This window comes from Anaerolineales bacterium (assembly GCA_025808555.1).
GTDB lineage: Bacteria > Chloroflexota > Anaerolineae > Anaerolineales > UBA11579 > JAMCZK01.
In genome coordinates this window covers 2,203,981-2,228,100 of the sequence record CP075526.1, presented here as the reverse complement: position 1 = coordinate 2,228,100, position 24,120 = coordinate 2,203,981, and the positions used below count along the sequence as shown (strand labels likewise).

The 24,120-nt window shown below is 61.1% G+C and carries 24 protein-coding genes; 6 read left to right on the top strand and 18 right to left on the bottom strand.

What is annotated here, in order from left to right; translation table 11 throughout:
- The first annotated feature begins 38 nt into the window (after window positions 1-38).
- The 3 genes from rnc (at window position 39) to KIT08_11075 (ending at window position 4,648) form a co-directional block, all read left to right on the top strand.
- Window positions 39-770: a ribonuclease III gene (gene rnc / locus KIT08_11085; GenBank protein UYN89626.1), complete on the top strand. Its 732-nt coding sequence runs from the start codon at window positions 39-41 to the stop codon at window positions 768-770.
- A 5-nt stretch (window positions 771-775) separates the two neighbouring features.
- Window positions 776-4,369 carry a chromosome segregation protein SMC gene (gene smc, locus KIT08_11080; protein UYN89625.1) on the top strand — a complete coding sequence of 1,198 codons (3,594 nt, stop codon included), beginning with the start codon at window positions 776-778 and terminating at the stop codon, window positions 4,367-4,369.
- Window positions 4,370-4,450: 81 nt separating this feature from the next.
- The gene (locus KIT08_11075) at window positions 4,451-4,648 is read left to right on the top strand and encodes a PspC domain-containing protein (protein ID UYN89624.1); all 198 of its coding nucleotides are present in this window, start codon (window positions 4,451-4,453) and stop codon (window positions 4,646-4,648) included.
- Window positions 4,649-4,699: 51 nt separating this feature from the next.
- Here the strand turns inward: KIT08_11075 and KIT08_11070 are convergent, their stop codons facing one another.
- The 8 genes from KIT08_11070 to KIT08_11035 all read right to left on the bottom strand — a co-directional run bounded on the left by KIT08_11070 (window position 4,700) and on the right by KIT08_11035 (window position 12,997).
- Complete coding sequence (locus KIT08_11070; protein UYN89623.1) at window positions 4,700-5,944, bottom strand: peptidylprolyl isomerase; 1,245 nt, start codon at window positions 5,942-5,944, stop codon at window positions 4,700-4,702.
- Window positions 5,945-5,971: 27 nt separating this feature from the next.
- Window positions 5,972-6,388: a single-stranded DNA-binding protein gene (gene ssb, locus KIT08_11065; GenBank protein ID UYN89622.1), complete on the bottom strand. Its 417-nt coding sequence runs from the start codon at window positions 6,386-6,388 to the stop codon at window positions 5,972-5,974.
- An 18-nt stretch (window positions 6,389-6,406) separates the two neighbouring features.
- Entirely contained in the window at window positions 6,407-6,697 is a 291-nt protein-coding gene (locus KIT08_11060) for a 30S ribosomal protein S6 (GenBank protein ID UYN89621.1), read from the bottom strand.
- A 163-nt stretch (window positions 6,698-6,860) separates the two neighbouring features.
- Window positions 6,861-9,101 (bottom strand): right-handed parallel beta-helix repeat-containing protein, encoded by a 2,241-nt coding sequence (locus KIT08_11055; GenBank protein UYN89620.1) that lies wholly within the window; start codon window positions 9,099-9,101, stop codon window positions 6,861-6,863.
- 53 nt (window positions 9,102-9,154) lie between these two features.
- Window positions 9,155-9,535, bottom strand: coding sequence for a cytochrome c (locus tag KIT08_11050; GenBank protein UYN89619.1), 381 nt, complete (start codon window positions 9,533-9,535; stop codon window positions 9,155-9,157).
- Window positions 9,529-11,553: a hypothetical protein gene (locus KIT08_11045; protein ID UYN89618.1), complete on the bottom strand. Its 2,025-nt coding sequence runs from the start codon at window positions 11,551-11,553 to the stop codon at window positions 9,529-9,531. The genes KIT08_11050 and KIT08_11045 overlap by 7 nt, the downstream gene beginning before the upstream one ends.
- A gap of 86 nt (window positions 11,554-11,639) precedes the next feature.
- Window positions 11,640-11,918, bottom strand: a complete 279-nt coding sequence (locus KIT08_11040; protein ID UYN89617.1) for a GIY-YIG nuclease family protein — start codon at window positions 11,916-11,918, stop codon at window positions 11,640-11,642.
- A gap of 299 nt (window positions 11,919-12,217) precedes the next feature.
- On the bottom strand, window positions 12,218-12,997 hold the full coding sequence (locus KIT08_11035; protein UYN89616.1) for a segregation/condensation protein A: 780 nt from the start codon (window positions 12,995-12,997) through the stop codon (window positions 12,218-12,220).
- Window positions 12,998-13,076: 79 nt separating this feature from the next.
- Between KIT08_11035 and trxA the strand changes: the two genes are divergently transcribed.
- The 3 genes from trxA to KIT08_11020 all read left to right on the top strand — a co-directional run bounded on the left by trxA (window position 13,077) and on the right by KIT08_11020 (window position 15,888).
- Window positions 13,077-13,436, top strand: a complete 360-nt coding sequence (trxA, locus tag KIT08_11030; GenBank protein UYN89615.1) for a thioredoxin — start codon at window positions 13,077-13,079, stop codon at window positions 13,434-13,436.
- 253 nt (window positions 13,437-13,689) lie between these two features.
- Window positions 13,690-14,406: a prepilin peptidase gene (locus KIT08_11025; GenBank protein UYN89614.1), complete on the top strand. Its 717-nt coding sequence runs from the start codon at window positions 13,690-13,692 to the stop codon at window positions 14,404-14,406.
- Between the two features lie 12 nt (window positions 14,407-14,418).
- Entirely contained in the window at window positions 14,419-15,888 is a 1,470-nt protein-coding gene (locus KIT08_11020; protein UYN89613.1) for a hypothetical protein, read from the top strand.
- On the opposite strand, the gene KIT08_11015 is transcribed toward KIT08_11020, so the two are convergent.
- The 10 genes from KIT08_11015 to tig all read right to left on the bottom strand — a co-directional run bounded on the left by KIT08_11015 (window position 15,872) and on the right by tig (window position 24,091).
- Window positions 15,872-16,228: a hypothetical protein gene (locus KIT08_11015; GenBank protein ID UYN89612.1), complete on the bottom strand. Its 357-nt coding sequence runs from the start codon at window positions 16,226-16,228 to the stop codon at window positions 15,872-15,874. The two genes, KIT08_11020 and KIT08_11015, sit on opposite strands and share 17 nt — an antisense overlap.
- Window positions 16,229-16,237: 9 nt before the next feature.
- A complete protein-coding gene (locus KIT08_11010) occupies window positions 16,238-16,948 on the bottom strand; it encodes a SpoIIE family protein phosphatase (protein ID UYN89611.1) in 711 nt (236 codons plus the stop codon).
- 46 nt (window positions 16,949-16,994) lie between these two features.
- The gene (locus KIT08_11005) at window positions 16,995-17,669 is read right to left on the bottom strand and encodes a hypothetical protein (protein UYN89610.1); all 675 of its coding nucleotides are present in this window, start codon (window positions 17,667-17,669) and stop codon (window positions 16,995-16,997) included.
- Window positions 17,666-18,280 carry a class I SAM-dependent methyltransferase gene (locus tag KIT08_11000; GenBank protein ID UYN89609.1) on the bottom strand — a complete coding sequence of 205 codons (615 nt, stop codon included), beginning with the start codon at window positions 18,278-18,280 and terminating at the stop codon, window positions 17,666-17,668. Before KIT08_11000 ends, KIT08_11005 begins: the two co-directional genes overlap by 4 nt.
- 10 nt (window positions 18,281-18,290) lie before the next feature.
- Complete coding sequence (gene mgtE, locus KIT08_10995) at window positions 18,291-19,658, bottom strand: magnesium transporter (protein UYN89608.1); 1,368 nt, start codon at window positions 19,656-19,658, stop codon at window positions 18,291-18,293.
- A gap of 24 nt (window positions 19,659-19,682) precedes the next feature.
- The gene (locus tag KIT08_10990; GenBank protein UYN89607.1) at window positions 19,683-19,913 is read right to left on the bottom strand and encodes an NIL domain-containing protein; all 231 of its coding nucleotides are present in this window, start codon (window positions 19,911-19,913) and stop codon (window positions 19,683-19,685) included.
- 22 nt (window positions 19,914-19,935) lie between these two features.
- Entirely contained in the window at window positions 19,936-21,018 is a 1,083-nt protein-coding gene (gene rlmN / locus KIT08_10985; GenBank protein ID UYN89606.1) for a 23S rRNA (adenine(2503)-C(2))-methyltransferase RlmN, read from the bottom strand.
- A gap of 19 nt (window positions 21,019-21,037) precedes the next feature.
- Entirely contained in the window at window positions 21,038-21,814 is a 777-nt protein-coding gene (locus KIT08_10980; GenBank protein UYN89605.1) for an HAD-IIA family hydrolase, read from the bottom strand.
- Window positions 21,815-21,951: 137 nt separating this feature from the next.
- Window positions 21,952-22,605: an ATP-dependent Clp protease proteolytic subunit gene (locus KIT08_10975; protein UYN89604.1), complete on the bottom strand. Its 654-nt coding sequence runs from the start codon at window positions 22,603-22,605 to the stop codon at window positions 21,952-21,954.
- Window positions 22,598-24,091 (bottom strand): trigger factor, encoded by a 1,494-nt coding sequence (gene tig, locus KIT08_10970; GenBank protein UYN89603.1) that lies wholly within the window; start codon window positions 24,089-24,091, stop codon window positions 22,598-22,600. Before tig ends, KIT08_10975 begins: the two co-directional genes overlap by 8 nt.
- Window positions 24,092-24,120: the final 29 nt, after the last annotated feature.

The window sequence follows — 24,120 nt, the reverse complement described above, 5'->3', positions numbered from 1 at the left end:
CTAGCGTTCCTTCAGTTCCCGGAAGGAGTTGCCTGGGTATGCCCAATGACCCTGAGCTAACGCAAGAACGGGAAGCCCCCCAAAGTTTTGCTGCGCGCCTGGCGTTGCCCATCAAAGATTCACGCTTGTTGTTGCGCGCCTTGACGCATCGTTCCTATCTGAACGAGAATCCCCAGGCGCTGGAAGATAACGAGCGTCTGGAATTTTTGGGCGATGCCGTGCTTGATTTTGTGGTCGGCGCCTGGCTGTATCAGCACTTCCCCGAGATGAACGAAGGCGAGATGACCCGCCTGCGCGCCAGCCTGGTGAGCACCGAACGCCTGGGGGAATTCGGCCGCCAGATCCGCATTGACCGCGCCCTGCGTATGGGCCACGGCGAAGAGGAAGGCGGCGGCCGCACGCGCACCTCGATGTTGTGCAATGCCTTCGAAGCCCTGGTGGGTGCGCTGTACCTGGATGGCGGCATCCTCGCCGTCGATCAGTTCCTGGCGCCGTTGCTGCCCCAGGCGGTGGAGCACACCCTGGCCAGCGAGAGCGACCGTGACCCCAAGAGCCTGCTGCAGGAATGGGCGCAGGCGCGCGGGCATGGCGCACCGCACTATAAGATTGTGGATGAGAGCGGGCCGGATCACAGCAAGATGTTCGTGGTCGAAGTGCAGGTGCAGGGCCGCGGCATCGCGCGGGGTGAGGGGCGCAGTAAGCAGGCAGCCAGCAAAGCAGCTGCGCGTGAAGCCTTGATATTGCTGGAACAAGAAGAGATGGGTCGCTAACAAGAGTGAAAACATTACGACTAAAGTCCCTGGAATTAAACGGCTACAAAACTTTTGCCACCGCGCAGAACTTTGAGTTCGGCGCACCGATCACCGCCGTGGTCGGTCCCAACGGCTCGGGCAAATCCAACATTGCCGATTCGTTGCGCTGGGTGCTGGGCGAGCAGTCCTACGCCTTGCTGCGCGGCCGCAAGACCGAAGACATGATCTTCGCCGGCTCCGAATCGCGCCCCAGGTCGGGCATGGCCAGCGTCACCATCACCTTTGACAACAGTGAGGGTTGGCTGCCGGTCGACTTCGCCGAAGTCGCCGTCACCCGCCGCGCTTACCGTGACGGGCAGAATGAGTATCTGATCAACAACCAGAAGGTGCGCCTGAAGGACGTGAGCGAGCTGTTGGCCGCCTCTGGCTTGTCTGAGCGCACCTATACCGTCATCGGCCAGGGCCTGGTGGATGCGGCCCTGACGCTCAAGTCAGACGAGCGCCGCCGCCTGTTTGAGGAAGCCGCCGGCATTGGTTTGTACCGCGACCGCAAAGACCAATCCCTGCGACGCCTGGATACTACTTTGCGCAACCTGGAGCGCGTCGAGGACATCCTGGCCGAGCTCAAGCCACGCCTGCGCAGTTTGCAGCGACAGGCTGAGCGCGCCGAGGAATTCTCCACCCTGCGGGCCAGCTTGCGTGACACCTTGCGTGAATGGTATGGCTACCACTGGAACAAGTCGCAGATCGAAATGCGCCAGCTGCGCCAGGACGCTGATCTGCATGAACAGAATCTGACGCAGGCGCGCCAGAAACAGACGCAGCACAGTGAAGAAGTAAATAAGCTGCGCAGCAAGACCCAGGAGCTGCGTGTGCAACTCAACGAATGGCACCGCAAGCTAGCCGAGTTGCACGCCGGGCGCCAGGGCGCCAGCCGTGATCTGGCCGTGGCCGACGAGCGCGAGCGCGCCCTGGGTGAGCGCCGCAAAGCGCTGGAGGAAGAACGCCAGCGCGTCGAAGGCGAGCTGACCGGCCTCCAAGCCCGGCTGAAGGAAGCCGAGCAGGACGCGGCCCGCTACGAAGAAGAGGGGGCAGAGGCCCAAAAGAAGCTGGACGAAGCCCGCGCCGAGCTGCAAAGCAAGCAGGGGGCCCAGCACGAGAAAGAGGCCAAGACCCGTGCCGCACGTGAACGCGTAGTCGAGCTGCAGGCCCAGCAAGCCAATTCCCGCGCCCAGCGCGAGATGCTGGTGGCCAGCCTGGACCGCAAGCAGGCCGAGCTGGCTGAGCTGGCCGGAACGATCGCCAAGGTGAATGGCGATATTGCCGAGCAGAACCAGGCCACCGAACAGCTTCGCACCAAGGTCACCGCCGCCGAAAGCCGCCTCAATGAGCAGCAGCGCCTGCTAGAGCAGGCGGCTGCCGAAGTGACCCGGCTGCAGGAGCAGCTCAAGCAGCAGGAAGGCTCCCGCAGCCAGCTACAGGGTCGCCAGGCGCGTTTGGCGGCAGAGATCAGCGCATTCGAAGAAGCCAACGCCGCCGGCTTTGCCGAAGGTGCCAAGTTGCTTCTGCAGGCCGCCAAAGAGAAAGGCCTGCAGCTGGGCAGAGGCACCTTAGGACGCGAATTGCGTGTAGCCATGGAGCATGAGGCCGCCATCGCAGCCGCGCTAGGCGCCTATGCTGACGGCGTGATCGTGGATGACCCCGAGGCCGCGCTGGGCTTGCTGGAAAGCGGCGAAGCCTCCGCAGCCCTTTTGCCGCTGAGCGCTATTCAGGCCACTGGCCACCTCAACGCCCAGCCAGGCAATGGCCTGGTGGGCGTAGCGGCCGATCTTGTAGAGGCTGCCCCCGGGGTGCGCCCAGCGGTGGACCTGCTGCTAGGCCGCGTGCTGGTGGCCGAAAGCCGCCAGGCGGCCCGCCGCCTGCTTGCCGAACACGCTGACGCCAGCCAGGTAGTTACCCTGCGCGGTGAGGTCTTCCATCGCGCCGGCACCATCGAAGTACGCGCCGCCAAGGCAGCTGCCGCCCTGGCGCGCCCGCGCCAGGAGCGTGAACTGCGCGCCGAGCTGGAGCAGGCCGTTGCGGAACTGGTCGCTCTCGAAGCCGCCCTGGCGCAGTTGGGCGATGAGGTCAACGAGCGCGAGCTGGCCCGCCAGGCCACCGTGCGCGAGGTCGAACAGGCCCAGGCCGCGCTGGACATGGCTCGCCGTGAGGTGCAAGGGCAGGAGCTGGAATCCGGCCAGTTGCAACGCCAGCTGGACTGGTTCATGACCCAGCAGCGCACCCTGCAAACGGAGCATGCCACCGGCGAGGAAACCATCGCCACATTGAATGCAAAAGAAGCCGAGCTGGCTGTGCAGATGGCAGCAGCCGAGGCTGAGTTTGAGAACGAGATGGCCATCGCGGTCGAAGAACCCGCCGAGGAACTGCATGCCCAAGTGGCCCATTGGGAGATGCGCCTGGCGGTGGCCCAGCGCGCCCAACAAGAGGCCCAGCGCCGCGTGGCCGAACGCCTGCAGCAACTCCAGCGCGCCGAAGGCCAGCTGAGCTCGCACCAGGAGCGTGTGCAGGAGCTGGAGCAACAGGTGCAGGCCATCGGGCTAGAGAAGCAGCAGCTCAGCCAGCAGGAGGGGCTTGTGGGCGTCGAAATCGAAGGCCTGCAAGCGCAGATCGAGCCGACCGAAGCTGAATTGGCTGCCGCGGATGCTGCCCAGCTGGAAGCGCAGAAGAACGAGACCGCCACCCTACAAGCCCTCAGCGCAGCCGAGCGCAACCACACCCAGGCGCAGATCCTGCTGGCCCGCCAACAAGAGGCACTGGAAACCTTGCGCGGCCGGGTTGAGGATGACTTTGGCCTGGTGAACTTCCAATACGATGAGATCGTCTCCGGCCCTACGCCGTTGCCGTTAGGCGAGCTGGTCGAGAAGCTGCCTAGGGTTGAGACCTTGGCGCCCGAGCTTGAAGAGACCCTCAAACATCAGCGCAACCAGATCCGCCGCCTGGGAGCCGTCAACCCGGAAGCGCAAAAAGAGTACGTTGAGATCAAAGACCGCGTCGAGAGCATGGAAGCACAGGTGACTGACCTGCGCTCAGCTGAGGTTGATCTTAAGCAAGTGATCGCTGAGCTGGACGTGATGATGGAGAAGGAATTCCAGGTCACCTTTGAACGAGTGGCCGCGGAGTTCAAGCTGATCTTCAGCCGCTTGTTCAACGGCGGCTCCGCCAGCCTGCTGTTGACCGAGGCCGGCACCGAAAGCGGACAGACCGGTATTGACATCGAGGCGCGTTTGCCCGGCAAGCGCACGCAGCGCCTGGCGCTGCTCTCCGGCGGCGAACGCAGCCTGACCGCCGCGGCGCTGGTGTTCGCGCTGCTCAAGGCTTCGCCCACGCCGTTCTGTGTGATGGACGAAGTGGACGCCATGCTGGATGAAGCCAACGTCGGCCGCTTTACCGAGGTGCTGCGCGAATTGAGTCAGGAAACGCAGTTCGTGGTCATCACCCACAACCGCAACACGGTGCAGGTGGCAGATGTGATCTATGGCATCACCATGGGGCGTGACACGGCCAGCCAGGTGATCAGCCTGCGCCTCGATCAGGTGGATGAGCGCTATTCGCGCTAGAAATAGTTGCAACCAATGTGTTGCACTTGCGTACATATTCAGATGGGCGCTTTCGCCCAGTGATTAGAGACGAGGTGAAACATGTTTAATGCTTCTGGGCGGCCGCTGCGCCGCTCCCGTACCGATAGAGTGTTTGCAGGCGTGTGTGGCGGCCTGGGCGACTTTTTTGGCATCAGCACCTTCTGGTTCCGCCTGGCGTTTGTGATCGCTTTCCTGCCCGGGGGCGTGCCCGGCCTGCTGTTGTATTTCCTGGCCTGGCTGATCATCCCGGCCGAGTAACCGGGAACATTGCAAAAAAAAAGCCGCTCCATTTGGAGCGGCTTTTTTTTGTTATTGCAGGGCAGGCAGGCTGGGTTTGTCTGGCGTTGCAGCTTTCCAGCGCTCGCCAATGATCTCCCAGGAATATTTCTCGCGCAGGCCGGCCAGGTAGTCGTTCAGCACCGCATAGACGCGCTGGTTGAAGGTTTCCTCACTTACTGGCTGCTCCTGGTGCCCCAGCACTTGGATGATGTGCCAGCCAAAGTCGGTTTGCACCGGCTCGCTGGTCTGGCCCACCCGCAGGCTGAAGGCTGCCTCGGCAAAAGGTTCAACCATGCGCTCACGGTTGAACCAGCCCAGGTCGCCGCCCAGGCTGCGGTTGGACATATCAGTGGAGACATCCGCCGCGATCAAAGCCCAATCTTCGCCAGCCTCCAGGCGGTCCAAAACATCCTGGGCCTCTTCCTCGGTGGCAACCAGAATGTGGCGCGCCCATACCTGATCCTCAGTGCGGGCTACGTCGCCCTCAAAGCGGGCACGGAAGGCTTGGCGCAGGAGGCCGGCGTAGATGGCTTCGCGAATGGCCTGCTCGCTGATCTGAGCCTCAGCACCCTGGCTGGCAAAATACTCGGCTAGCTGGGTGCGGTAGCTATCCTCGGTCACAGGAGTGGCCGTGGGGGCCGCGGTGCCGGTGGGCAGGGGCGCCAGGGTGGCGGTTGCGGTCGGCGGCACCTCTGAAGTGGGCGTGGCGTTAAGCATCTCCAGTTGCAGGCTGGTGAAGGTGGCGGTGGCGTACGGAGTACGGGTGGGCACGCTGGTAGGCGTGCCGTCCGGGAAGTAGCCAAAGAAGTTCTGCAACTCGCGCTCTACATCCGCTTCGCTGACAGTGATGCCCAGCTCAGCGGCTTCAAGCTTCAGCAGCTCGTCATCAATAAGCTCGTTCAGCGTGTTCTCGCCAGTCACCAGCGGGTCCAGCTCCTGCTGCAGGCCAAGCAGCTGCACGTAAATTTGCTGCTGGAAAGTGGGGTCCATCACGATGCTTTGCATCTGGTAATACTGCATGAACGTGTTCACCAGGCGAGTGCGGTTCAGCCGCACTCGCTGCTGGTACTGATCGCCAGTGATGGCTACGCCTTCCACCTGAGCCAGGGTCTGGCGCGGAATGATGTAGCTCTGCTGCAAAATGGTATAGCCCACCAGGCCAACCACCAGCAGCACCACCGCGATCGTGCCGATGGTGAGCAGGCGGCTGTAGAACTTGTCGCGTTCGGCACCGACCAGATTGTTGGGAGTGAGATTGAAGGATTTACGAGCCATGCTGTACTTTCTGCGAGATGGATTTCTCTAGAAGGGAAACTCGTCTTCTTCGCCTTCTGGGTAATTGTCTTCAGGGAAGCTGGCCTCGGCTTCAGGCTCCAGCTTTTCGCGGCGCTCGCTAAGCATCAGGATCTCACGCGCAACCACTTCCACAACGCTGCGCGGGTTTCCCTGCTCATCTTTCCAGCGCCGCGTCTTCAGCCGGCCTTCAATGTAGACTTGCTGGCCTTTTTTCAGGTACTGGTTGGCAAATTCCGCCAGGCCGGCCCAGGCCACTACTTTGAACCATTCGGTCTCGGTGCGCTTTTCGCCTTCAGCCGTGGTCCAGCTTTGGCTGCTGGCCAGGCTGAAGCTGGCTACCGCCCGGTTGCCGGGCGTGTAGCGCAACTCAGGGTCTCGGCCCAGGTGGCCGATAAGCATCACTTTGTTGAGGCCGCGGCTCATAGTGCCTCTGTACGAGGGTTAGTCCTCGTCTACCGCCACGATGAGGAAGCGCATGACGGATTCTTGCAGGCGGAACTGGCGCTCGAGTTCGGCGCAGGAGGCCGGGTCCATATCTGCATGCAGCAGAACATACTGGCCTTCAGCCTGCTTCTTGATGGGGTAGGCCAGCTTGCGCTTGCCCCACACATCGGTCTTCTCGATCTTGCCGCCGGCGTTGGAGATCCAGCCCTGGACTTGCTCGTTGAGCGCCTTGAAGGCCTCGCCGTCAAGGTCGGGGTGGGCAATAAAAGTCACTTCGTACTTGCGCATCTAAACTCCTTCTCGTGGGCAAGCCCTCAGCTGCGCGGCCAAGAGCGAGTTGATAAAAGCGTGGAATTTTAGCACAGTTGGGATGAGAGTGCGGCCATCTCAGCCAAGAAAAAGAGCCTATGGCGCATGCCATAGGCTCTTTGGTCGCTTGTACGTCCTTGGGCTAGCTCACCAGACCGACGAGGAAGTTAAGCGCGTTCCAGTACATGTTGTAGGCCCAATCACCCCAGGTGGAGGTGGGCAGCAGCGGCGGGAAGATGCTGATACCCTCCGGCTGGTCCACGCGCAGGCCGGCGCCGCTGACATCCCACAGGATGTCGGAGCCTGGCACGCCCAGCTGAGCCAGGAACGGGTCAGGCTGCTTGCCGTTGCCGCTCAGCACATTGTCGTAGATGTGAATGTTCTCGGGGCGGTCGCCGACGTCGATCTCGTTCTTGTCGAAGGCGATGGTGAGGCTGAAGATGCCGATGCCGCCGGTGTTGTTGTCGCGGATGGTGTTGTTGTAGACCTCAACATTGTCCGAGCCGATCAAAGCGATGCCGGTGCCCGGCGGCATGATGGCCGCGGCCGTGCCTTCTTTGGCAAAGTTGCTGTGGTTGTTGGCCTCGATGAGGTTGTCGTACACCACCGTGTTGAGCGAGACTTTTGAGGTGAGGTGGGGCAGCACCACAACCAGGATGCCACAGGTGTTGTTGTAGGCGTGGTTACCATACAGTTCGGCGCCCACCGTGTTCTCGGCCTCGATGCCCAGCACGTTGCCGTGCACGATGTTGTGGCGGATCACTACATCCTCGCTCTGGCCGGCATAGATGCCAGCGTCATCTGCGCCGGTCACCTCGCTGTGTTCGATCAGCACGCCGGTGCTCTGTACAGGGTACAGACCGTAGGTGCCGGTGTTCTCGGCGTAGATGTGGTGCATGTAGACGTTGGTCACACCCTCCACGATGACGCCGTTGTCGGTGTAGTTCTTGACGGTCAGGTAGCCGATCTCAAAGTCACTGCCTGAGGCAATGACCGCTTCGGTCAGCTTGCCCTGGCCGTCCAGGATCGGGTTTTCGCCCGCTTCGTTGGGCACACCCAAGATCGTAATGTCATTGAGATCCACCACGACGCGTTCGTTGTACACGCCGTAGGGGATCAGCACCGTGTCACCCGAGCGAGCGCGGTCCACCGCAGCCTGGATGGTTTCGCCAGCCTGCACTTCGATCTGCTGGCCGCTGCCGCTGCCCACGGTCTCGCCGTTGGCGACGGCATTCGTCTCGGTGGCAGTTTCACGCTCGATGTTGCGCATCGGCGAGACCACCGGCAGGCCGGAGGGCACCTCGCGCGGGATCTCCGGCAGGTTGCTCTCGTCGGTCAGGCTGTAGAGGAAAGCGATCAGGTCGGTCTTTTCCTGATCGGTGAGTTGAAAAGCGCGGATGAGCGGGTCTACATTCTCAACGCCGTCGGCACGCCCGCCGCCAGCTGCGTAGAAGTCAATGACTTCTTCCAGGCTGGAGAAGATGCCGTTGTGCATATACGGCGCGCTGAGCACGATGTTGCGCAAGGTCGGCACCTTGAAGGCGCCATCCGGCGCATCGCCCACCGCGGAGCGGCCAGGGTCGTGCTCCTGGCCGTCGAGGTCGGCTACGCCAGTGATGCGGAAGGTGTCGTTGGCGAAGGTAGGCGCGCTGTGGCACTCGAAGCAACGCGTGGCCGCCGAGCGGAAGATGGCGAAGCCGCGGCGCTGGCTGGCGGTGAGCGCATCCAGCTGGCCGGCGGCGTATGCATCAAACGGGCTGTTGTTGCTGATGAGCGTGCGCTCGAAAGCGGCCAGTGCGCGCTGCACGTTGAGCGTGCTGATCGGCTCGCCGGGGAAGGCGGCATCGAACAGGTCCACATAGGCAGGGATGGCGGTCAGCTCAGCTTCCAACGAGCCGCGGTCGCTGACCTGCATCTCGTTGGGGTGCTCAAGGGGCACCAGCACCTGGTCCTCGAGGGTGGCGGCGCGGCCATCCCAGAAGAAGTGGGCGTTGAAGCCTACATTCCATAAGCTGAGCGCGTTGCGCTGTACTTCGCCATTCACACCCTGGGCCAGTTGCATGCCGTCAGAAAAGCCGAGGTCGGGATGGTGACAGCTGGCGCAGCTCATCTCGTTGTTCTCAGACAGCACCGGGTCGAAGAATAGTAGGCGGCCCAGTTCGGCTTTTTCCGGCGTTTGCGGATTGTCTACCGGGGAATTGAGCTCAGGGAAGGCGCGCAGCAGGCCCGTGGTGGAGGGCTGCACGGAGCTGGCTCCGGCGCCGTACACGGCGGGCAGCACATCCCGCGGCACGGGGGTGAAGGCGGCCACGGCCAGCGCAATGAGCAGCACGCCCAGCAACAGGCCGAGGATGCGCAGAACCCAGGTGAGTAGTGTCTTCATTGGCGAAAATGTCTCCTCTGTAAGAATCCAACCCGCATCATAACCCTGACGGGCTATTTGAGCGTGAGCATAAAGGCGATGATGGCGTCCATCTCTTCGCCGGTCAGGGTGGTGCCCCAGGTGCTGGGCATCAGATTATCGAAGCCGGGCACGAGATAAGCGCCAGGGTCAAGGATGGATTCGATCAGATAATCGTGCGCACTCATGCCCTCAATGCGCGTCTCGGCGCGGGTGGCAATACCCGTCATGGCCGGGCCAACGATGTTGGCCTGGCCCACGATGCTGTGGCACGCGCCGCAGTACTGGCTGAACAGACGCTTACCAGCTTCTTCCTGCGGGCTGAGTTGTACAACCGGCTCAGTGGGCAGCGAAGTATCCGGCGGCCCCCCGCAGGCGGCCAGCAGGCCGGGTGCCAGAAAACCGAGAGCTACCACTTGAGCAATTCGTCTATGCGTGTTCGTAATGCCTCCACACTGGGGATGATGGTGTTCATCAAAGCGATGTTGTAAGGAATGAGAGCGTCCGGCGTGGTGATGCGTGAAACCGGCGCGTCGAGATAAGCAAAGGCGTCTTGCGCTACGGTGGCAGCAATCTCGCCGCCGAAGCCGCCGGTGTGCGTATCCTCGTGCGCCACCAGGCAGCGCCCGGTCTTGCGCACCGAGGCCAACACGGTTTCGCGGTCCCACGGCGAGATGGTGCGCAGGTCAATGATCTCGACCCGGCTGGCGAAAGGCTCGGCGGCCTCGAGGCAACGGTGCAGCATCTCGCCCCAGCTCACCACGGTGAGCTGGTCGCCGGGCTGCACAATCGCGGCTTGGCCGAAGGGCAGGGCGTACTCGTCGCCCGGGTAGGGGCGGCGCGAGGGCGGCGTGTCGTACAGGGCGCGGTGTTCGAGGAAAATTGTAGGGTCCTGCCCGCGCAGAGCTGCCCGCAGCAAGCCGACAGCATCGGCGGCGTTGGAGGGCATCGCCACACGCCAGCCCAGGCTGTGGGCGTAGATGGCCTCGCCGGAGACGGAGTGCCACGGGTCGCCGGTCTTCTTGCTGTAGCCGACCGGGATACGGATGACCACCGGCGCAGCGAACTTGCCATGGGTCCGCCAGCGCACCCAGCCGGTGTCGTTGATCTGCTCGGTGGCCGGGTCTGCATATTTGCGGAACTGGATCTCAGGCAGCGGCGTGAGCCCGGCGAAAGCCATGCCCGCAGCGCGGCCAATGATGCCCTCTTCGGATAGCGAAGTATCAAAGACGCGAGCCACGCCATGCTTCATTTGCAGATCGAGCGTGACGCGGTGCACACCGCCGCGCGGGCCAACATCCTCGCCGAAGATGAGCAGGCGCGGATTTTGCTCCAGCTCCACCTCCATCGTGCGGCGGATGGCCTCGGACATGTTGATGCGTGCGCCGTCTTCGGCAGCTACGCTGCCAAAGATGGGCGCGGGCTTGTTGAGCGCAGGCGGCACCTGTGCTCGGTGCTCGCCGCTGGCGAAGAGGTGTAGCGTGCCGGTCAGGCTGGCCGGCTCCGGGTTCTGCTCGGCGGCCGCCAGCTGCTTGCGTACATCTTGCTCCACTTCAGTTTTCAACCCATCCCAATCAAACTTGGCACCTAGGTGCTTGCGCAGGGTCTCGATGGGGTCGCGGCTGCGTTCTTCTTTGAGCTGCTTGTCGCTCTTGTAAGCAGTTTGGTCTTCGCCAAACGTGTGGCCGGTCAGGCGCGGCACATTGAGCTTGAGCAGGGCTGTGCCGGCGCCGGAGCGCACGTAGCTGACTGCCTCGGTGATCAGGCCAGCCGCTTCGTCCGGCGCGGTGCCGGAGCCGGTGGTCAGTTTTAGATTTTTGAAGGATGCCAGGTTGGCGCTGATGTCGCCGCCCGGGGTCTGGAAGTGGCGCGGAACCGAGATGCCGTAGCCGTTGTCCTCGATAAAGAACAGCATGGGCAACTCAAGCGTGGTGGCGATCGTGAGCGCAGCCCAGAAGCCATTGGTGGCCACAGAGCCGTCTCCGCCCAGCGCCACGGCGATGGCGTTCTTCCAGTCCTTGTCCTTGAGTTCGCTCTGGTAATAGGTGACGGCCTGGGCCCAGCCGGCGGCGGGCGTGTATTGGGCGCCCACATCGCCGGAAGATGGCAGTACGGTGACACCGCGGCGCGGCGGCAGGCTGTACACCACGCCCACATCGCGCCCTTCGGAGGGCGAGCCGGTGCGGGCCATGTCGGCGGCAAAGGCTTCCTGTGGGGTCAGGCCGGCGGCCAGCATGAATGGGCGGCTGCGGTAATACACCGTGGCCGCGTCGTTTCCTTGCGTCAGTTGCAAGCCAAGCAGGATCTGTGAGAGCTCGTGCCCTTTGGAGGAGAACTGGTAGGTTACTTTGCCAGCCGGGGCCAGTTCCTGCTCCTCGATCTCGTCAATCGTGCGCGAGGTCAGCAACAGGCGGGCAACGTGCGCCCAGTCCACTTGAGGCGCAGTGGCTTTTTTCGCGGCTTTGGGTGCAGCAGTTTTGGGCTTTACGCTTTGAGTTTTTTTCTTCGGGGGCATTCCAGTTACCAGTCCTCAGCCAGGTCATTCCATTGCGGATTGGTGGTGTTAATGAGCGCAGTCTTCTTTTCTCGACGGTACGCTTTGATTTGCTTCTCACGCGCAATTGCATCAAACGCAGTGGGATGCTCCTCATAATAAACCAGTTTAGTAATCTCGTATTTCTTGGTAAATCCTTCAATGAGCTTGTTTTTGTGCTGGTTAACTCGGCCTTCCAGGTTGCTTGTGATGCCCGTGTAAATTGTACGCGTCCGGTTGGCCATGATGTAGACATAGTAGGGCATAAGCAGTCATTCCGAGGCGGTCTGTACAAATCCACCTTGACTTTAGTGTAGAAAGCCGAGGAATCCTTTAGGCCAAGAAAAACCTACTTGGTTTGCAGTGCCCTAAAGGATTCCTCCTCGGGCTACGCCCTCGTCGGAATGACTGGGCATTTTGTTATTCCGAGGCGGCATATTGATGCTCCTTAGTCCGCAAGCCATCAAAGCCGGGGAACCCTTAGACCAAGAAGGACCTGCTTGCTTTTGCAGTGCCCTAAAGGATTCCTCCTCGGGCTACGCCCCTCGTCGGAATGACTGGGGCCTTACTCGGTGAACTCCAACTCAAAGTCCAGCGTCTCGTTCCAATTGTCATCGCGGCGCAGCTCGATCTCCTGAAAGAGCTCATCCTGCTTGGCCGCAATGCGGTAGCGGCGCACCAGCTCCAGCATCGCCAGAAAAGTAACCACCACATGCAAACGGTCGGGCGTTTTTGCCACCAGCTCGCGGAACGTCGTCACAGTCTTGTGGCGCATTGCCTCGGCGATGGCCTTGATCTTCTCGCGAATCGTCACCCGCGGCGCGGCCACCACCGTGCGCAGCGGCGCACGCGCGTCGGCCTTGGCATACACCTTCATCGCCGCGCGGTACACGTCCTCGGCGGTCATGCCACTCAGGTCCAGGCGGCCTTCCACCTTGGGCGGCGATGCCATGCGCAGGTAGCTGCGCATGGCATCATCCTGGCGCAGGGTTAGCAAACTGGCCAGCTCTTTGAAGCGCTTGTACAGCAATAGCTGCTGCACCAGCGCTTCGCCGGGGTCTTCTTCGTCTGGTTGGCGCACAACCGGGCGCGGCAGCAGCGCCTCTGACTTGATCTGCATCAGGCGCGCGGCCACCACCAGGAACTCGGACACGCGCTCGGCTTTGAGTTCCTGCAGGGTGCGCATGTAGCCCAGGAACTGGTCTGTCACCTGCGCCAACGCCAGTTTGGTAATATCCAGCTCAGCGCGTTCGATCAGTTGCAGCAGCAGATCCAGCGGACCTTGGTATACCGGCGTGTCTACAGTGTAGGGTTGGGGGGCGTCTCGATGCAGAAGGGAAACCACGCGGGCATTATACTCCCGAGGGTAAGATTGGCTTGCAACAGGCCATCAAACAGTATAGAACTCGATAATGGAGCATAAAATGATCAACGAACCTATTCATGTAACTGACGAAGCCTTCGAGAAGGCCGTTTTGCAGTCCGATACCCCGGTAGTGGTGGATTTTTGGGCGCCCTGGTGTGGCCCCTGCCGTGCCGTAGCCCCTATCCTGGATAAATTTGCCGGTGAGTACGCTGGCAAAGTGGTGATCGCCAAGGTCAACACCGACGAGAACCCTCAGTGGGCTGGCCAGTTTGATGTGCGCGGCATCCCCACCATGTTGTTCGTCGCCAACGGCAAGCTGGTCCACCGCCAGGTGGGCGCGCTGCCCGAGCCTATGCTGCGCGAACTCTTCGACCAGTTCGTAGACGTGGCCTCTCGCCCGGCTGCCGAAGCCAACTAAGCACTATTTCCACTAAAAAAGACCGAGCGCAAGCTCGGTCTTTTTTTGTTTGCCAGCTTCCTTGACAGCCGGCCCTGATCCGTCAGCCTGCCAGTATCTTGTGCTATAAGCCCGCTATGACTGAAACAGGGTGGGGAGCGCAAAGTTGGTAGTAATATCTTTTGACCCCCACCCATATTCTAGCAACAATAACTTTGACGGCAGCGCCGGCTTCATCTGGCGTTCTGCCTCCCGTTGCCTTTACAATCTCGGCATGCTTTTTATTGGCATCCTTCTCGGCCTGCTGTCCGGCCTGGTCGTCAATTACCTGGCCGATGTGCTGCCTGCCGAGCGTCGGCTGGCGCGGCCGGCCTGGTGGCCGCTGACCGCACAGTCGCTTGGGGAGTACATTCATTCGGCGCGCAAGTTTGTCGTCCACATTGTGCTGCTGCTGGCCTGCGTGTACGTGTTCCAAAACCCGCCGGCGGATTTTTCTCCATACCTGCTGTCACTTGTACTCAGCTACTTCACACTGGTCGCCGTCATTGATATTGAACATCGCCTGGTGCTCCACCCAGTGAGCATCTTCGGCGCGCTGGCATTGGGAGCGATTGGCGTGATGCGCCACGAGCTGCTGCCTACGCTGGCGGGTGGGGCGGCTGGCTTCCTGCTGATGCTGGGCCTGTATTTTTCCGGTGAGCTGATCGGCCGCCTGCTGGCCCGCCTTCGTAAGCAAAGCTGGCAGGAGACTGCTCTGGGTTTTGGCGATGTCAATCTGGCGGGTGTGATCGGCCTGCTGATGGGCTGGCCGGCGGTGATGCCGGCCCTGTTCGCCGGCGTGCTGCTGGCAGGCATGTACAGCTTGGCGTTTGTATTCATCAGTCTGCTGCGCGGGCGCTATTCCATGTTTGCATCCATCCCGTATGCACCGTTCTTGTGTGCAGGAGCGGTGCTGGTTGTGCTGTTGGGTGTATATAACGTAGCTTTGTGATCGAGGTGAAAGATGAGCGAAGAGAAAGACACCAAGGCTGAGGCCAAGGCCGAGCAGAAGCCAGCCGAGGAGCAGCGCGTAGAGACCCAGCACAGCGTCACGATCGGTGGCAAGAGTATCAAATACACCGCCATTGCGGGCACGCTGGTGCTCAAAGAAGAGGATGACGAGAAGGGCGAGCACAAGCCCAAGGCCTCGGTCTACTACACTGCCTATATAGCGGAACAGCCCAAGAGCGCCAAGCCACGGCCGCTGACCTTCTCGTTCAACGGCGGGCCGGGTTCATCCTCCGTGTGGCTGCACCTCGGCGTGTTAGGCCCGCGCCGTGTGGACATGCCGTTGGATGATTCGATGCCGCGCCCACCCTTTGGCCTTGTGGACAACGAGTACAGCATCCTGGCTGAGACCGATCTAGTGTTCATTGACCCGGTAACCACCGGCTACAGCCGTCCCGTGCCCGGCGAAGCCGCCAAGCAGTTCCACGGCTTCCAAAAAGATCTCGAGACGGTGGGCGAGTTCATTCGCTTATTTACCACCCGCCACCAGCGCTGGAGCTCGCCCAAGTTTCTGATCGGCGAGAGCTACGGCACCACCCGCGCCGCTGCCCTCTCCGGCCGTTTGCAAGACCGGCATGGCATGGCGCTCAACGGCATCATGCTTATCTCATCCGTGCTGGAGTTCTCGACCCTGCTGTTCAATGCCGGCAATGACCTGCCGTACATCCTGTTCCTGCCCACCTATACGGCAACCGCCTGGTATCACAAGCAGCTCAGCGCTGATCTGCAAAAGGATCTGACCAGAACGCTGGCCGAGGTGCGCAGCTTCGCCTCCGGCGAGTACGCTGCCGCCCTGTTCCAGGGCGACAGCTTGCCCGCTGAGCAGCGCCAGCAGATCGCCGCCAGGTTGGCCGCCTATACTGGCCTCTCGGCTGACTATGTGGAGCGTACCAATCTGCGCATCGAAATTCATCGCTTCACGAAAGAGCTGCTGCGTAACGAACGCAAGACCGTGGGGCGGCTGGACTCTCGCTACATCGCATCCGATCGCGACTCGGCCGGCGAGAACTACGAGTTTGACCCGAGCTATGCAGCCATCCAGGCCGCCTTCACAGCCGCATTGAACCAGTATGTGCGCGCCGAGCTGGAGTTCGAGAGTGACCTGCCGTATGAGATCCTGACCGGCCGCGTTCACCCCTGGAGCTACAAAGAGAACGAGAACCAGTACCTCAACGTGGCCGAAACGCTGCGCCAGGCCATGGTCATCAACCCGGCCCTGAAAGTGTTCGTAGCCAACGGCTACTATGATCTGGCTACGCCGTTCTACGCCACCGAGTACACCTTCAACCATCTGCAGCTCGCGCCGGAGCTGCGCGGCAATATCTCAATGGAATACTACGAAGCAGGCCACATGATGTACATCCATGAGGCTTCGCTCAAAGCGCAGCACAAGCATTTGGTGGACTTTATCAAGAAATCGCTGTAGCCAAATACTCCAGCACCTGCCGCAAGACTTCCTCTTGCGGCAGGTCATCTGTGCTGATCTCGAAGTCGGCATGCTGGCGGGCGTGGGTAAGCCGTGTCTGCTGCTCGGCATAGTCGCGCTCCAGCCACTGCAGACCGCGGGCCACGGTGTTGGGGTATTCGGTGTGTAGGTAAAGCAGGATGTCAGGCGGCTCGATCAGCTGCCACATGCGCGGCGCAAACGAATGTTCCTGGGCGATCTGATTGGCGAGGTATCCCGCTTCGTGCAAGCCGCGCACCAGGGTGGATTTGCCCGATTTGCAGGGCCCAACCACTCCAACGCGCGGCTTGGTACTACTCATGACGCTATTCTATCCGGGGCCAAGCGGCAAATGCACAGACATGCGGCGTACCTGGTCGCCGGGGGTGCCCTCCCGCACGCCGACCACCAGGACGCTGATGTCGTCGCCGGGGCGGTTGCTCTCCAGCGTCAATGCCTCGGCCATCAGCCCATCGGCTACCGCCTGCGGGCTGGCGCCGGCGTCCACCAGGCGGCTGAACGCGGCGGGAATATCCATAGGCTGGCTGCTGCGTTCGCCGGCGAAAGGCAGGCCATCTGTGAACACGGCGATCGTCAGGCCCGGCTGCAGCTCCAGCCGGGTCAGTACCGGGCGGGTCTCCCGCCGCAGGCCCACCGCGTCGCTGCGCTCGTCCAGCATGCGCACTGTCTGGTCCTGATACACCAGCACGGGCAGCGGGTTGTTGCGCGTGATCAGCAGGCAGCGGTTGTCCAGCTCGATCGAGACGATGTTGAGCGTGGACTGCACCTGGCCGTTGCGATGGGTATAGAGGTAGTCGGAAGCGGCGCGCGCCGCTGCGCCGTCACGCACGCCCTCGGCCAGCAGGGCAATGACCTTGCGCACCACCATGGTGGAGATGAACTTGGCGCTTTTGCCGGAACGCTGGCCGTCGGCCAACACTACCGACATGCCGCCCGCCGGGCGCTCTACAACTTCGAGCGTGTCCCCGCTTTCGGACATGGCGTATTTGTTGATCTTGGCAACGCCGATCTGGATTTCCATTGGGGCGGATTGTAAATGATTCCGGTGGGTAGCGATGCCGAGCAGGCTAATCGCCAGATTGCAATTGGCGCAGTGCAGACTGCAAGTCACGCGGAACGGCGTGCCGTGCTATTGGATTTAGCCACAGCGCTTGGACGCCGGATTGATAGAGCACAATCCCGCTCAGGCGTGGATAGCGTTTGACGAACTCGGCTGCGCTGGCGAAGCCGCGGTTCTGGAAGTAGCCATCTTCCTTGCTCTCAGCCGCCTGGCGCAGTTGCACATGGGTGGCGGCCAGCTCCGCCTCGCCGAGGGCGTCGGCGGCTGCCAGCCATACCAGGTTGATGCTGCTGGGCGGCAACTGGCCGACCTTTTCGCAAACGATGGCGGCCAGCTTTTGCGGCCCAACGGCGACCCGCCGCACCTCGACATTGAATAGCGTGCGGGATCTGAACGTGACCGTAAAGTCTGGGCCGCGTTGCTTGGCTGCGGCGTAGTGGTCGTATTCGAGAGCGAAGTGGGGTGGCCTGAGGAACGTTGCCGCAGCCTGCAGCTCGGCGTATAGATCTTCCTGGCTGCCCGGGTGCTTGGCGTTGTTCAGCTTGGCGCGGATCTTGTTGCGATACGCATGGGCAAAGTCTCGGAAGCGGCGCGAGCTACGGAGCCAGCCTTCAAATTCGGCATAGAAATTGGGTTGCTTGTTGCCAAAGATCGCCTGAAGCAGGTCGCTGACCGCGCTCATTGCGGCTTGCAAACCAGCAGCATAACTTCTGAGCCGGGCGACGTAATGCGTTTCTCTTGCACGCTGAAGCCTTGCTGACGAATGGTCGCGCTGAAGCTGATGTTCCATTCACCTGCCTGGCCAGTGACGCGAAACAGCCAAGCTGCGGCGCGGCTAAGCCAATCGCCGCCTGTGATCCAGGCTGCTGGCAGCAGCACCAGGCTGCCGCCAGCAGCCAGTGTGCGTCGTGCCTCTGCCAGCGTACTGGCTTGGACTATATATTCGGTGGGGAAGGTGGCAACGACGTGCTGAAACGCGCGGGGAGCGAAAGGCAGCCTGCGTCCATCAGCGCGTACCAGCAGCGGGCGGTAGCGGGCTGCCTGCATGCGGCGAGCGGCCAGCTTGCCCATCTGCGCACTGAGGTCAATGCCGAACGGCGTTTGGCCTGCATTGCGCATAGCCACTTGCAAATGGCCGGGGCCATGGCCTAGCTCCAGAATGCGTCCTGACCCGAGTTCGGTCAGCACGCTATTCACCCAGCTGCGCCAGCGGCCCAGAGACACCAGCCAGGCCACCGCGTCATAGCTCCACGCCATCGGCTGGTAGAGCAGGTAGAAAAAGACGCGCAGCAAGGACTGCATGCTAGAGCTGTGGCAAGATCCAGGCCGCCAGCGTGAAGTAGATGATCAAGCCGGTGGCATCGATCAGTGTAGACATGAATGGGCCGGAGATGATGGTGGGGTCGATGCCCAGCTTGTCGGCCAGCATGGGGATCGTGGCGGCAACCGAGTTGGCCCATACGCAGATGATGGCGATGGTGAGCGCCACGGTAACCGCCAGGTGCCAATCCACGCCCCACAACAGGGCGCGCGCATAGCCTACAATGCCCAGCAAAACGCCGAGGGCAATCCCGGTGCGGAACTCCTTCCACAGCACCCACAGCAGCTCGCTGCGTTTGACCTCGCCCAGGGCCATGCCGCGAATGATGGTGGCCACAGTTTGTGAGCCGGCGTTGCCGCCTGTGCCGATCAGCAGCGGCACGAAGAATGCCAAAGAGACGACGGTCTTGATCTCTTCGTCGTAATGGCGCATCACCGTACCCGTCAGGGTCTCGGCGATGAAAAGCGTCAGCAGCCATGTAAAGCGCGAGCGCACCACCTGCGATATTTTCTGTGACCAATATGGCACATCCAGCAACGGGCCAGGCTCCACACCACCCAGCTGCAGAATGTCCTCGCCGGCTTCTTCTTTTAGCACATCGATCACGTCATCCAGGGTGATGACGCCCAGCATCTCGCCATTGTCGTTCACTACGGGAATGGCCGAGAGATTGTTATTGCTCATCGTGCGGGCCACATCTTCCTGATCCGTGCCTGCAGTGACAAAGATGACTTCGGGGTCCATCAGGTCTTCGACCAGCTTAGTGGGTGAGGCCACCACAAGCTCACGCATGCCCACTACGCCACACAGGCGGCGCTCCCGGTCGATCACGAAGACGTAGTACGGCACCTCGTGGTCAGGATGGATCTGGCGCAGGAAGTCGATGGCTTGCGTAGCGGTGGTGTGGCGGCGCATGGCGATGTACTCAGTGGTCATACGGCCGCCGGCCGTCTCGTCCGGATAGCCCAGCAGGGGGATGACGTCTTCCGGGTCCTCCATCTGCTGGAGGGCTTCGTTGGCCTGCTCTGGGGGCAGGTCACCCAGAATGTCTGCAACCTGGTCAGGCTGCATTTCATCAAGAATTTCGGAGAGCGTTTCGGTGGATAAGTGCTCGGCGGCGTCAACTGCTTGGGCATCGCTCAGGCGGTTGAACAGCTCAGCGACATCCTCCGGCGGCAGGAGGCTCACAAACTCCTCCTGATGCTCTTCGGATAGCTGGTTGTATGCCTCGATCTGGTCACCGAGGTTGAGGCCCTTAAACACTTCGAGTGCCTCTGTTATCTTCTCGTCTCGTAATAGCTCCTGGATGCGCTCCAGTTCGAGTTCGAAATCAGGCACTCGGTCGTTCATGGCAACCTCGAAAGATAGATGGATCTAATGCCCCAAGACTTGCACCTCAATTCCCTGCGACCTCAGCCAATCGATCGAAGACTCGATGATGGCCGAGCTGCCCACCAGCTGCACTTCAAGCCAGCCTTGGGTGGGGTTCACCTGGGCCTGCAGGATGTTGACAGTCAGCCCAACAAAATTGCGAATCAACTGAGTCACAACTGGGGTATTGACCGCTGCAGGCGGATAGATAAGGCGCACGACTTGTTCAGTCATCAGTGCGCTGATTGTACACCGTTTAGTTGCTGATTTGAATAGGCTGCTGCGCCTGAGATTCGGCCAGCTGGCCGCAGCCTGCCTGGATATCAATGCCGCGGCGCACGCGCACAGTGCAGGAGATGCCAGCGGCCTCCAGGATGCTACGGAACTCGGCGACGCGCTCGCGGGTCGAACGCTGGCCAGGGTAGCCGCGCGTGGGATTGAGCGGAATGACGTTGACGTGGCAGTTCAAGCCCTGCAGCAGCGCGGCCAGCTTGCGGGCTTGCTCAGGCGTGTCATTGACGCCATTGATCAGCGCCCACTCGAATGTGATGCGCCGCCCGGTACCTTGCACATAGTCGCGGCAGGCCTGGATAAGATCCTTGATGGGGTAGCGATTATTGACCGGCAGCATGCTGGCGCGCAGCTCGTCATCTGCAGCGTGCAGCGAGATGGCCAGGCCCATTTGATGCTTCTCGCTGGTGTAGCGCTTGATGGCGGGGATCAGGCCCACCGTCGAGATGGTGAAGTGCCGGCTCCCCAGGCCGAAACCATCCGGATCGTTCAGGCGGGCGATGGCAGCCAGGCTGGCATCGTAGTTGTGGAATGGTTCGCCCATGCCCATAAGCACCACGTTTGTCACGCGCTGGCCATCGCTTTTTAGCTGGCGGGCAAAGTACAGCACCTGCTCAACGATCTCGCCGCTGGTGAGGTTGCGGCGAAAGCCCATTTGGCCGGTTGCGCAGAATACGCAACCCATGGCGCAGCCCGCCTGCGTGCTGATGCATAGCGTGCGGCGGCCCTGGCTACCGTCACGATCGTCATAGCGCATGAGCACGGTTTCGATGGCGTTGCCATCCGGCAGTTTGAACAGCGTCTTGTGGGTCTGCTTGTCTGTAGAGTGCAGGGTGACGCTGGGCTGCAGATGGCTGAAACTGAAATGCTCGCCCAGCTTGGCGCGCAGGTCTTTGGAGAGGTTGGTGAAGTCCTCAGGCTTGGACCAGAGTTGTTTGTACAGCCCATCCCAGATCTGGGCAGCGCGGTAGGCAGGTTGGCCCCAGGCGCGCAACTGCTCGGCCAGGTCTTGCTGGCTTAGGTCGTAGATAAGCGGACGAGTGTCCATCTGCACTAGGGTACTGTGTTTAAGGCAGTTGTGCCAAAAGAGTTGCCAGGTCAGGCGCGATGAGATCGGGCGCCGGCTGCCAAGCGCGTGCCTCGGCTTCGCTGGTGATGCCGCTCAGCACCAGCCCGGTGCGGCAGCCAGCCGCCTGGGCGCCGGCAATGTCGGTGTCCACGCGGTCGCCGATCATCATGGTTTCCTGCGGAGCCACGCCCAGCGCGTCCATAGCAGCCAGGAAGCCGACGGTGCCGGGCTTGCCGATCACGGTGGGCTGCACGCCGGTGGCTGCCTGCAGGGCGGCCAAGATGCTGCCTGCGCCGGGCACCGGACCGGCGGGCGAGGGTAGCGTGCGGTCAGGATTGGTGCCGATGAAGACGGCACCTTGGGCGATCAGTAGGGTAGCGGTGCGCAGCTTCTCGTACGTCAGTTCGCGGTCGAGGCCAACGATGACGGCAATGGAGTCAGCGTCGCTGATGGTGAAGCCGCGCGACTCGACCGCTTGGCGCAGCCCAGTCTCGCCAATGACGTAGACATTGCCGCCCTGCGGGTACTGCATGTGCAGGTAGTGCGCAGCCGAATTGGCTGAAGTGTGGATCTGCTCTGGCTGCACATGTGCGCCAAACTTTTTGAACTTCTCAAGATATTGCTCGACTGTGAGCGTGGCGTTGTTGGTGACGAAGGCGGCCTTGAGCCCTTTGGCGGCGATGGCGGCCAGGTTGTCCGGCACGCTGCCGATGGCCTCAGTGCCGCGCCACAGCACGCCGTCCATATCCAGGAGCAGGGCTTTGAGGGGAGTCATAAGGATGGGATTATACGCAACTTCAGATTGTTACCTCACTTAGTGGCTAAACGGCTTCGCAATGACGGATAAAAACAAGAGCCGGGGCATCGCCTCGGCTCTTGTTTCAGTTTTTGTCAGCAAGTGCTGTGTATGCGTTACTTCTCAGTTAGTTGCTTCAGTTCGCGGGGCTGCAGCACCTGGTCCACCAGGCCGTACTCCACCGCTTCCTGGGCGGTCATGTAGGTGTCGCGGTCGGTGTCCTTCTCGATCTCAGCCAGGGTGCGGCCGGTGCGCTCCACCAGAATTTCGTTGAGGCGGGCGCGCTGGCGCAGGATCTCTTTCGCCTGGATCTCGATGTCGCTGGCCTGGCCGCCGCCGCCTTGCTGCCACGGCTGGTGCATGTGGATGGTGGCGTTGGGCAGCGCATAGCGGTGGCCCTTGGCGCCAGCGGTCAGCAAGATCGTGCCGAACGAGGCGGTGAAGCCCACGGCTACCGTGCTGATCTGGTTAGGGATCATCTGCATGGTGTCGTAGATGCCCATGCCGGCGTAGATGGAACCGCCGGGGGACGAGATATACATCTGGATCGCCGAATCCGGATCCTCATTGCTCAAGTAAATGAGCTGGGCGACTGCCAGATTGGCGGTCTGATCGTCAATGGGCGTGCTGATCAGGATGATGCGGTTCTTCAGCAACAGCGAGTAGATGTCAAACGCGCGCTCGCCGCGGCCGGTGGACTCGATCACCATGGGGATGACGGATTGCGGGGTGAAACCGGACTGACCGGTAATGCTATTAGGCTTATTCATTGTTATTTTCCTTTCCTGTATCTTCAACTGCGGGCTGGCTGGCCTGAGCCGGCGCGGCTTCCACAGCTTCGGGCTCCGCATCGGCCGCGGGTGCGGCTGCAGCCTCATCGGTACTGACGCTGGCAGCGGCAGTTTCCTTTCGGTGCTCGTCGCCCTTGCCGCGGCCAATGGCGTTAAGGCGGGCGAGGGTGCGGCGAATGACTTCTTCGCTCATGGTGCGGCTGACCAGGCTCTGGATATTGTCCCGGTTGTTGAGGAACTTGCGCATGTCTTGGGCTGAGACCATTTGCTGCAGCTGGGCCAGCTTAAGCTGGACAATGCCTTGCATCTCAGTTTCAGGAACTTCAATGTTCTCCTGGCGAGAGGCTTCCATGATCACCAGTGACTTCTTCAGGCGCTCTTCCACAACTGGCTCGACCTCTTTTTCAAGATCGTCCATGGTCATTTGGCGGCTGCCCAGGTAGGCGTCCATGTCCATGCCGCGGGCATTGAGGTCAGGCACCATATCCTCAATGTAATGGTGCACCTCGTGGTGCAGCATCTGGGGCGGGAACTTGATCTCGCTCTCGGCGATCATTTGCGTGACGATCTTGTCATCGTACTCATCACGTGCCTGGCGGTTCAAATTCTCGGTGAGCTGGCGCACGATCTCAGTTCGTAGCTCGTCCACGGTTTTGTATTCGCCTACGCTTTGCGCCAGGGTGTCATCCAGCTCAGGCAATTCGCGTGCTTTGATCTCTTCAACCTTGACTGCAAAGTTGGCCGTCTTGCCGCGCAGGTCTTCAAATTCAGAATCTTCGCCGAACGTGTGCGGGAAGCTTTTTTCTTCGCCCGGTTTTAACCCAATAAGCGTGCGAGAGAAGGCTGGGAAAGGCCATTCATTTTTGGTGTCTACATCCGTCTTCTCGACCACAACTGGGTAACTGCGCTCTGGCAACAGCTCGGGATCGCCCTCGGCTGCGTCCTGACGTGTGGCACTGAGCTGGATATAGACGATATCGCCTTCCTGCGCGGGGCGGTCGGCGGGGGAGAGCACTGCGTTCTGCTCACGCAGGTTGGTGAAGACTTTCTGGATATCCTCTTCGCTAGGCTGTTTTTCTTCAAACGCCATGCGGATTTTGTCGTAGTCGCCCAGCTTGACAACAGGTGACAGCGGCACGCGAAACTCGTAGACCGGCGGCGTCTTGTCTTCGTCGATCTTCTCCAGGGTGCCGGGGCCGTAAGGCTTCACGCCAGTTTCTTCGATCAGCTTGGGGTAGACATCATCCAGCATGATGTCAATGGCCTCGTCTCGAATGGCGGCTTCGCCCACCTGTTTTTCCACTACGTTGTAGGGGGCTTTACCGGGGCGAAAGCCAGGGATCTTGACCTGCTTTGCAATTTTGCGAGCCGCTTTTTGCTTGGCGCTCTGCATGGTCTCAGCTTCGATCTCAACCGTCAGATGCAGCTGATGGTCATCAGAGGTGGTTTGATTGGTGATCTTCAAGTCAATGCTTCCTTAAGGAATTTAGAACG

What these genes read in the sequence shown, in the direction of transcription:
- KIT08_11020 (UYN89613.1), top strand. Translation starts at nt 14,419, where the DNA reads ATGAGCGAAGAGAAAGACACCAAGGCTGAGGCCAAGGCCGAGCAGAAG.
- KIT08_11015 (UYN89612.1), bottom strand. Translation starts at nt 16,228, where the DNA reads ATGAGTAGTACCAAGCCGCGCGTTGGAGTGGTTGGGCCCTGCAAATCG.
- KIT08_11060 (UYN89621.1), bottom strand. Translation starts at nt 6,697, where the DNA reads ATGCGCAAGTACGAAGTGACTTTTATTGCCCACCCCGACCTTGACGGC.
- KIT08_11010 (UYN89611.1), bottom strand. Translation starts at nt 16,948, where the DNA reads ATGGAAATCCAGATCGGCGTTGCCAAGATCAACAAATACGCCATGTCC.
- KIT08_11040 (UYN89617.1), bottom strand. Translation starts at nt 11,918, where the DNA reads ATGCCCTACTATGTCTACATCATGGCCAACCGGACGCGTACAATTTAC.
- rnc (UYN89626.1), top strand. Translation starts at nt 39, where the DNA reads ATGCCCAATGACCCTGAGCTAACGCAAGAACGGGAAGCCCCCCAAAGT.
- KIT08_11075 (UYN89624.1), top strand. Translation starts at nt 4,451, where the DNA reads ATGTTTAATGCTTCTGGGCGGCCGCTGCGCCGCTCCCGTACCGATAGA.
- ssb (UYN89622.1), bottom strand. Translation starts at nt 6,388, where the DNA reads ATGAGCCGCGGCCTCAACAAAGTGATGCTTATCGGCCACCTGGGCCGA.
- KIT08_11025 (UYN89614.1), top strand. Translation starts at nt 13,690, where the DNA reads ATGCTTTTTATTGGCATCCTTCTCGGCCTGCTGTCCGGCCTGGTCGTC.
- KIT08_11070 (UYN89623.1), bottom strand. Translation starts at nt 5,944, where the DNA reads ATGGCTCGTAAATCCTTCAATCTCACTCCCAACAATCTGGTCGGTGCC.
- KIT08_10990 (UYN89607.1), bottom strand. Translation starts at nt 19,913, where the DNA reads ATGACTGAACAAGTCGTGCGCCTTATCTATCCGCCTGCAGCGGTCAAT.
- KIT08_10980 (UYN89605.1), bottom strand. Translation starts at nt 21,814, where the DNA reads ATGACTCCCCTCAAAGCCCTGCTCCTGGATATGGACGGCGTGCTGTGG.
- trxA (UYN89615.1), top strand. Translation starts at nt 13,077, where the DNA reads ATGATCAACGAACCTATTCATGTAACTGACGAAGCCTTCGAGAAGGCC.
- KIT08_11055 (UYN89620.1), bottom strand. Translation starts at nt 9,101, where the DNA reads ATGAAGACACTACTCACCTGGGTTCTGCGCATCCTCGGCCTGTTGCTG.
- rlmN (UYN89606.1), bottom strand. Translation starts at nt 21,018, where the DNA reads ATGGACACTCGTCCGCTTATCTACGACCTAAGCCAGCAAGACCTGGCC.
- mgtE (UYN89608.1), bottom strand. Translation starts at nt 19,658, where the DNA reads ATGAACGACCGAGTGCCTGATTTCGAACTCGAACTGGAGCGCATCCAG.
- KIT08_10975 (UYN89604.1), bottom strand. Translation starts at nt 22,605, where the DNA reads ATGAATAAGCCTAATAGCATTACCGGTCAGTCCGGTTTCACCCCGCAA.
- KIT08_11005 (UYN89610.1), bottom strand. Translation starts at nt 17,669, where the DNA reads ATGAGCGCGGTCAGCGACCTGCTTCAGGCGATCTTTGGCAACAAGCAA.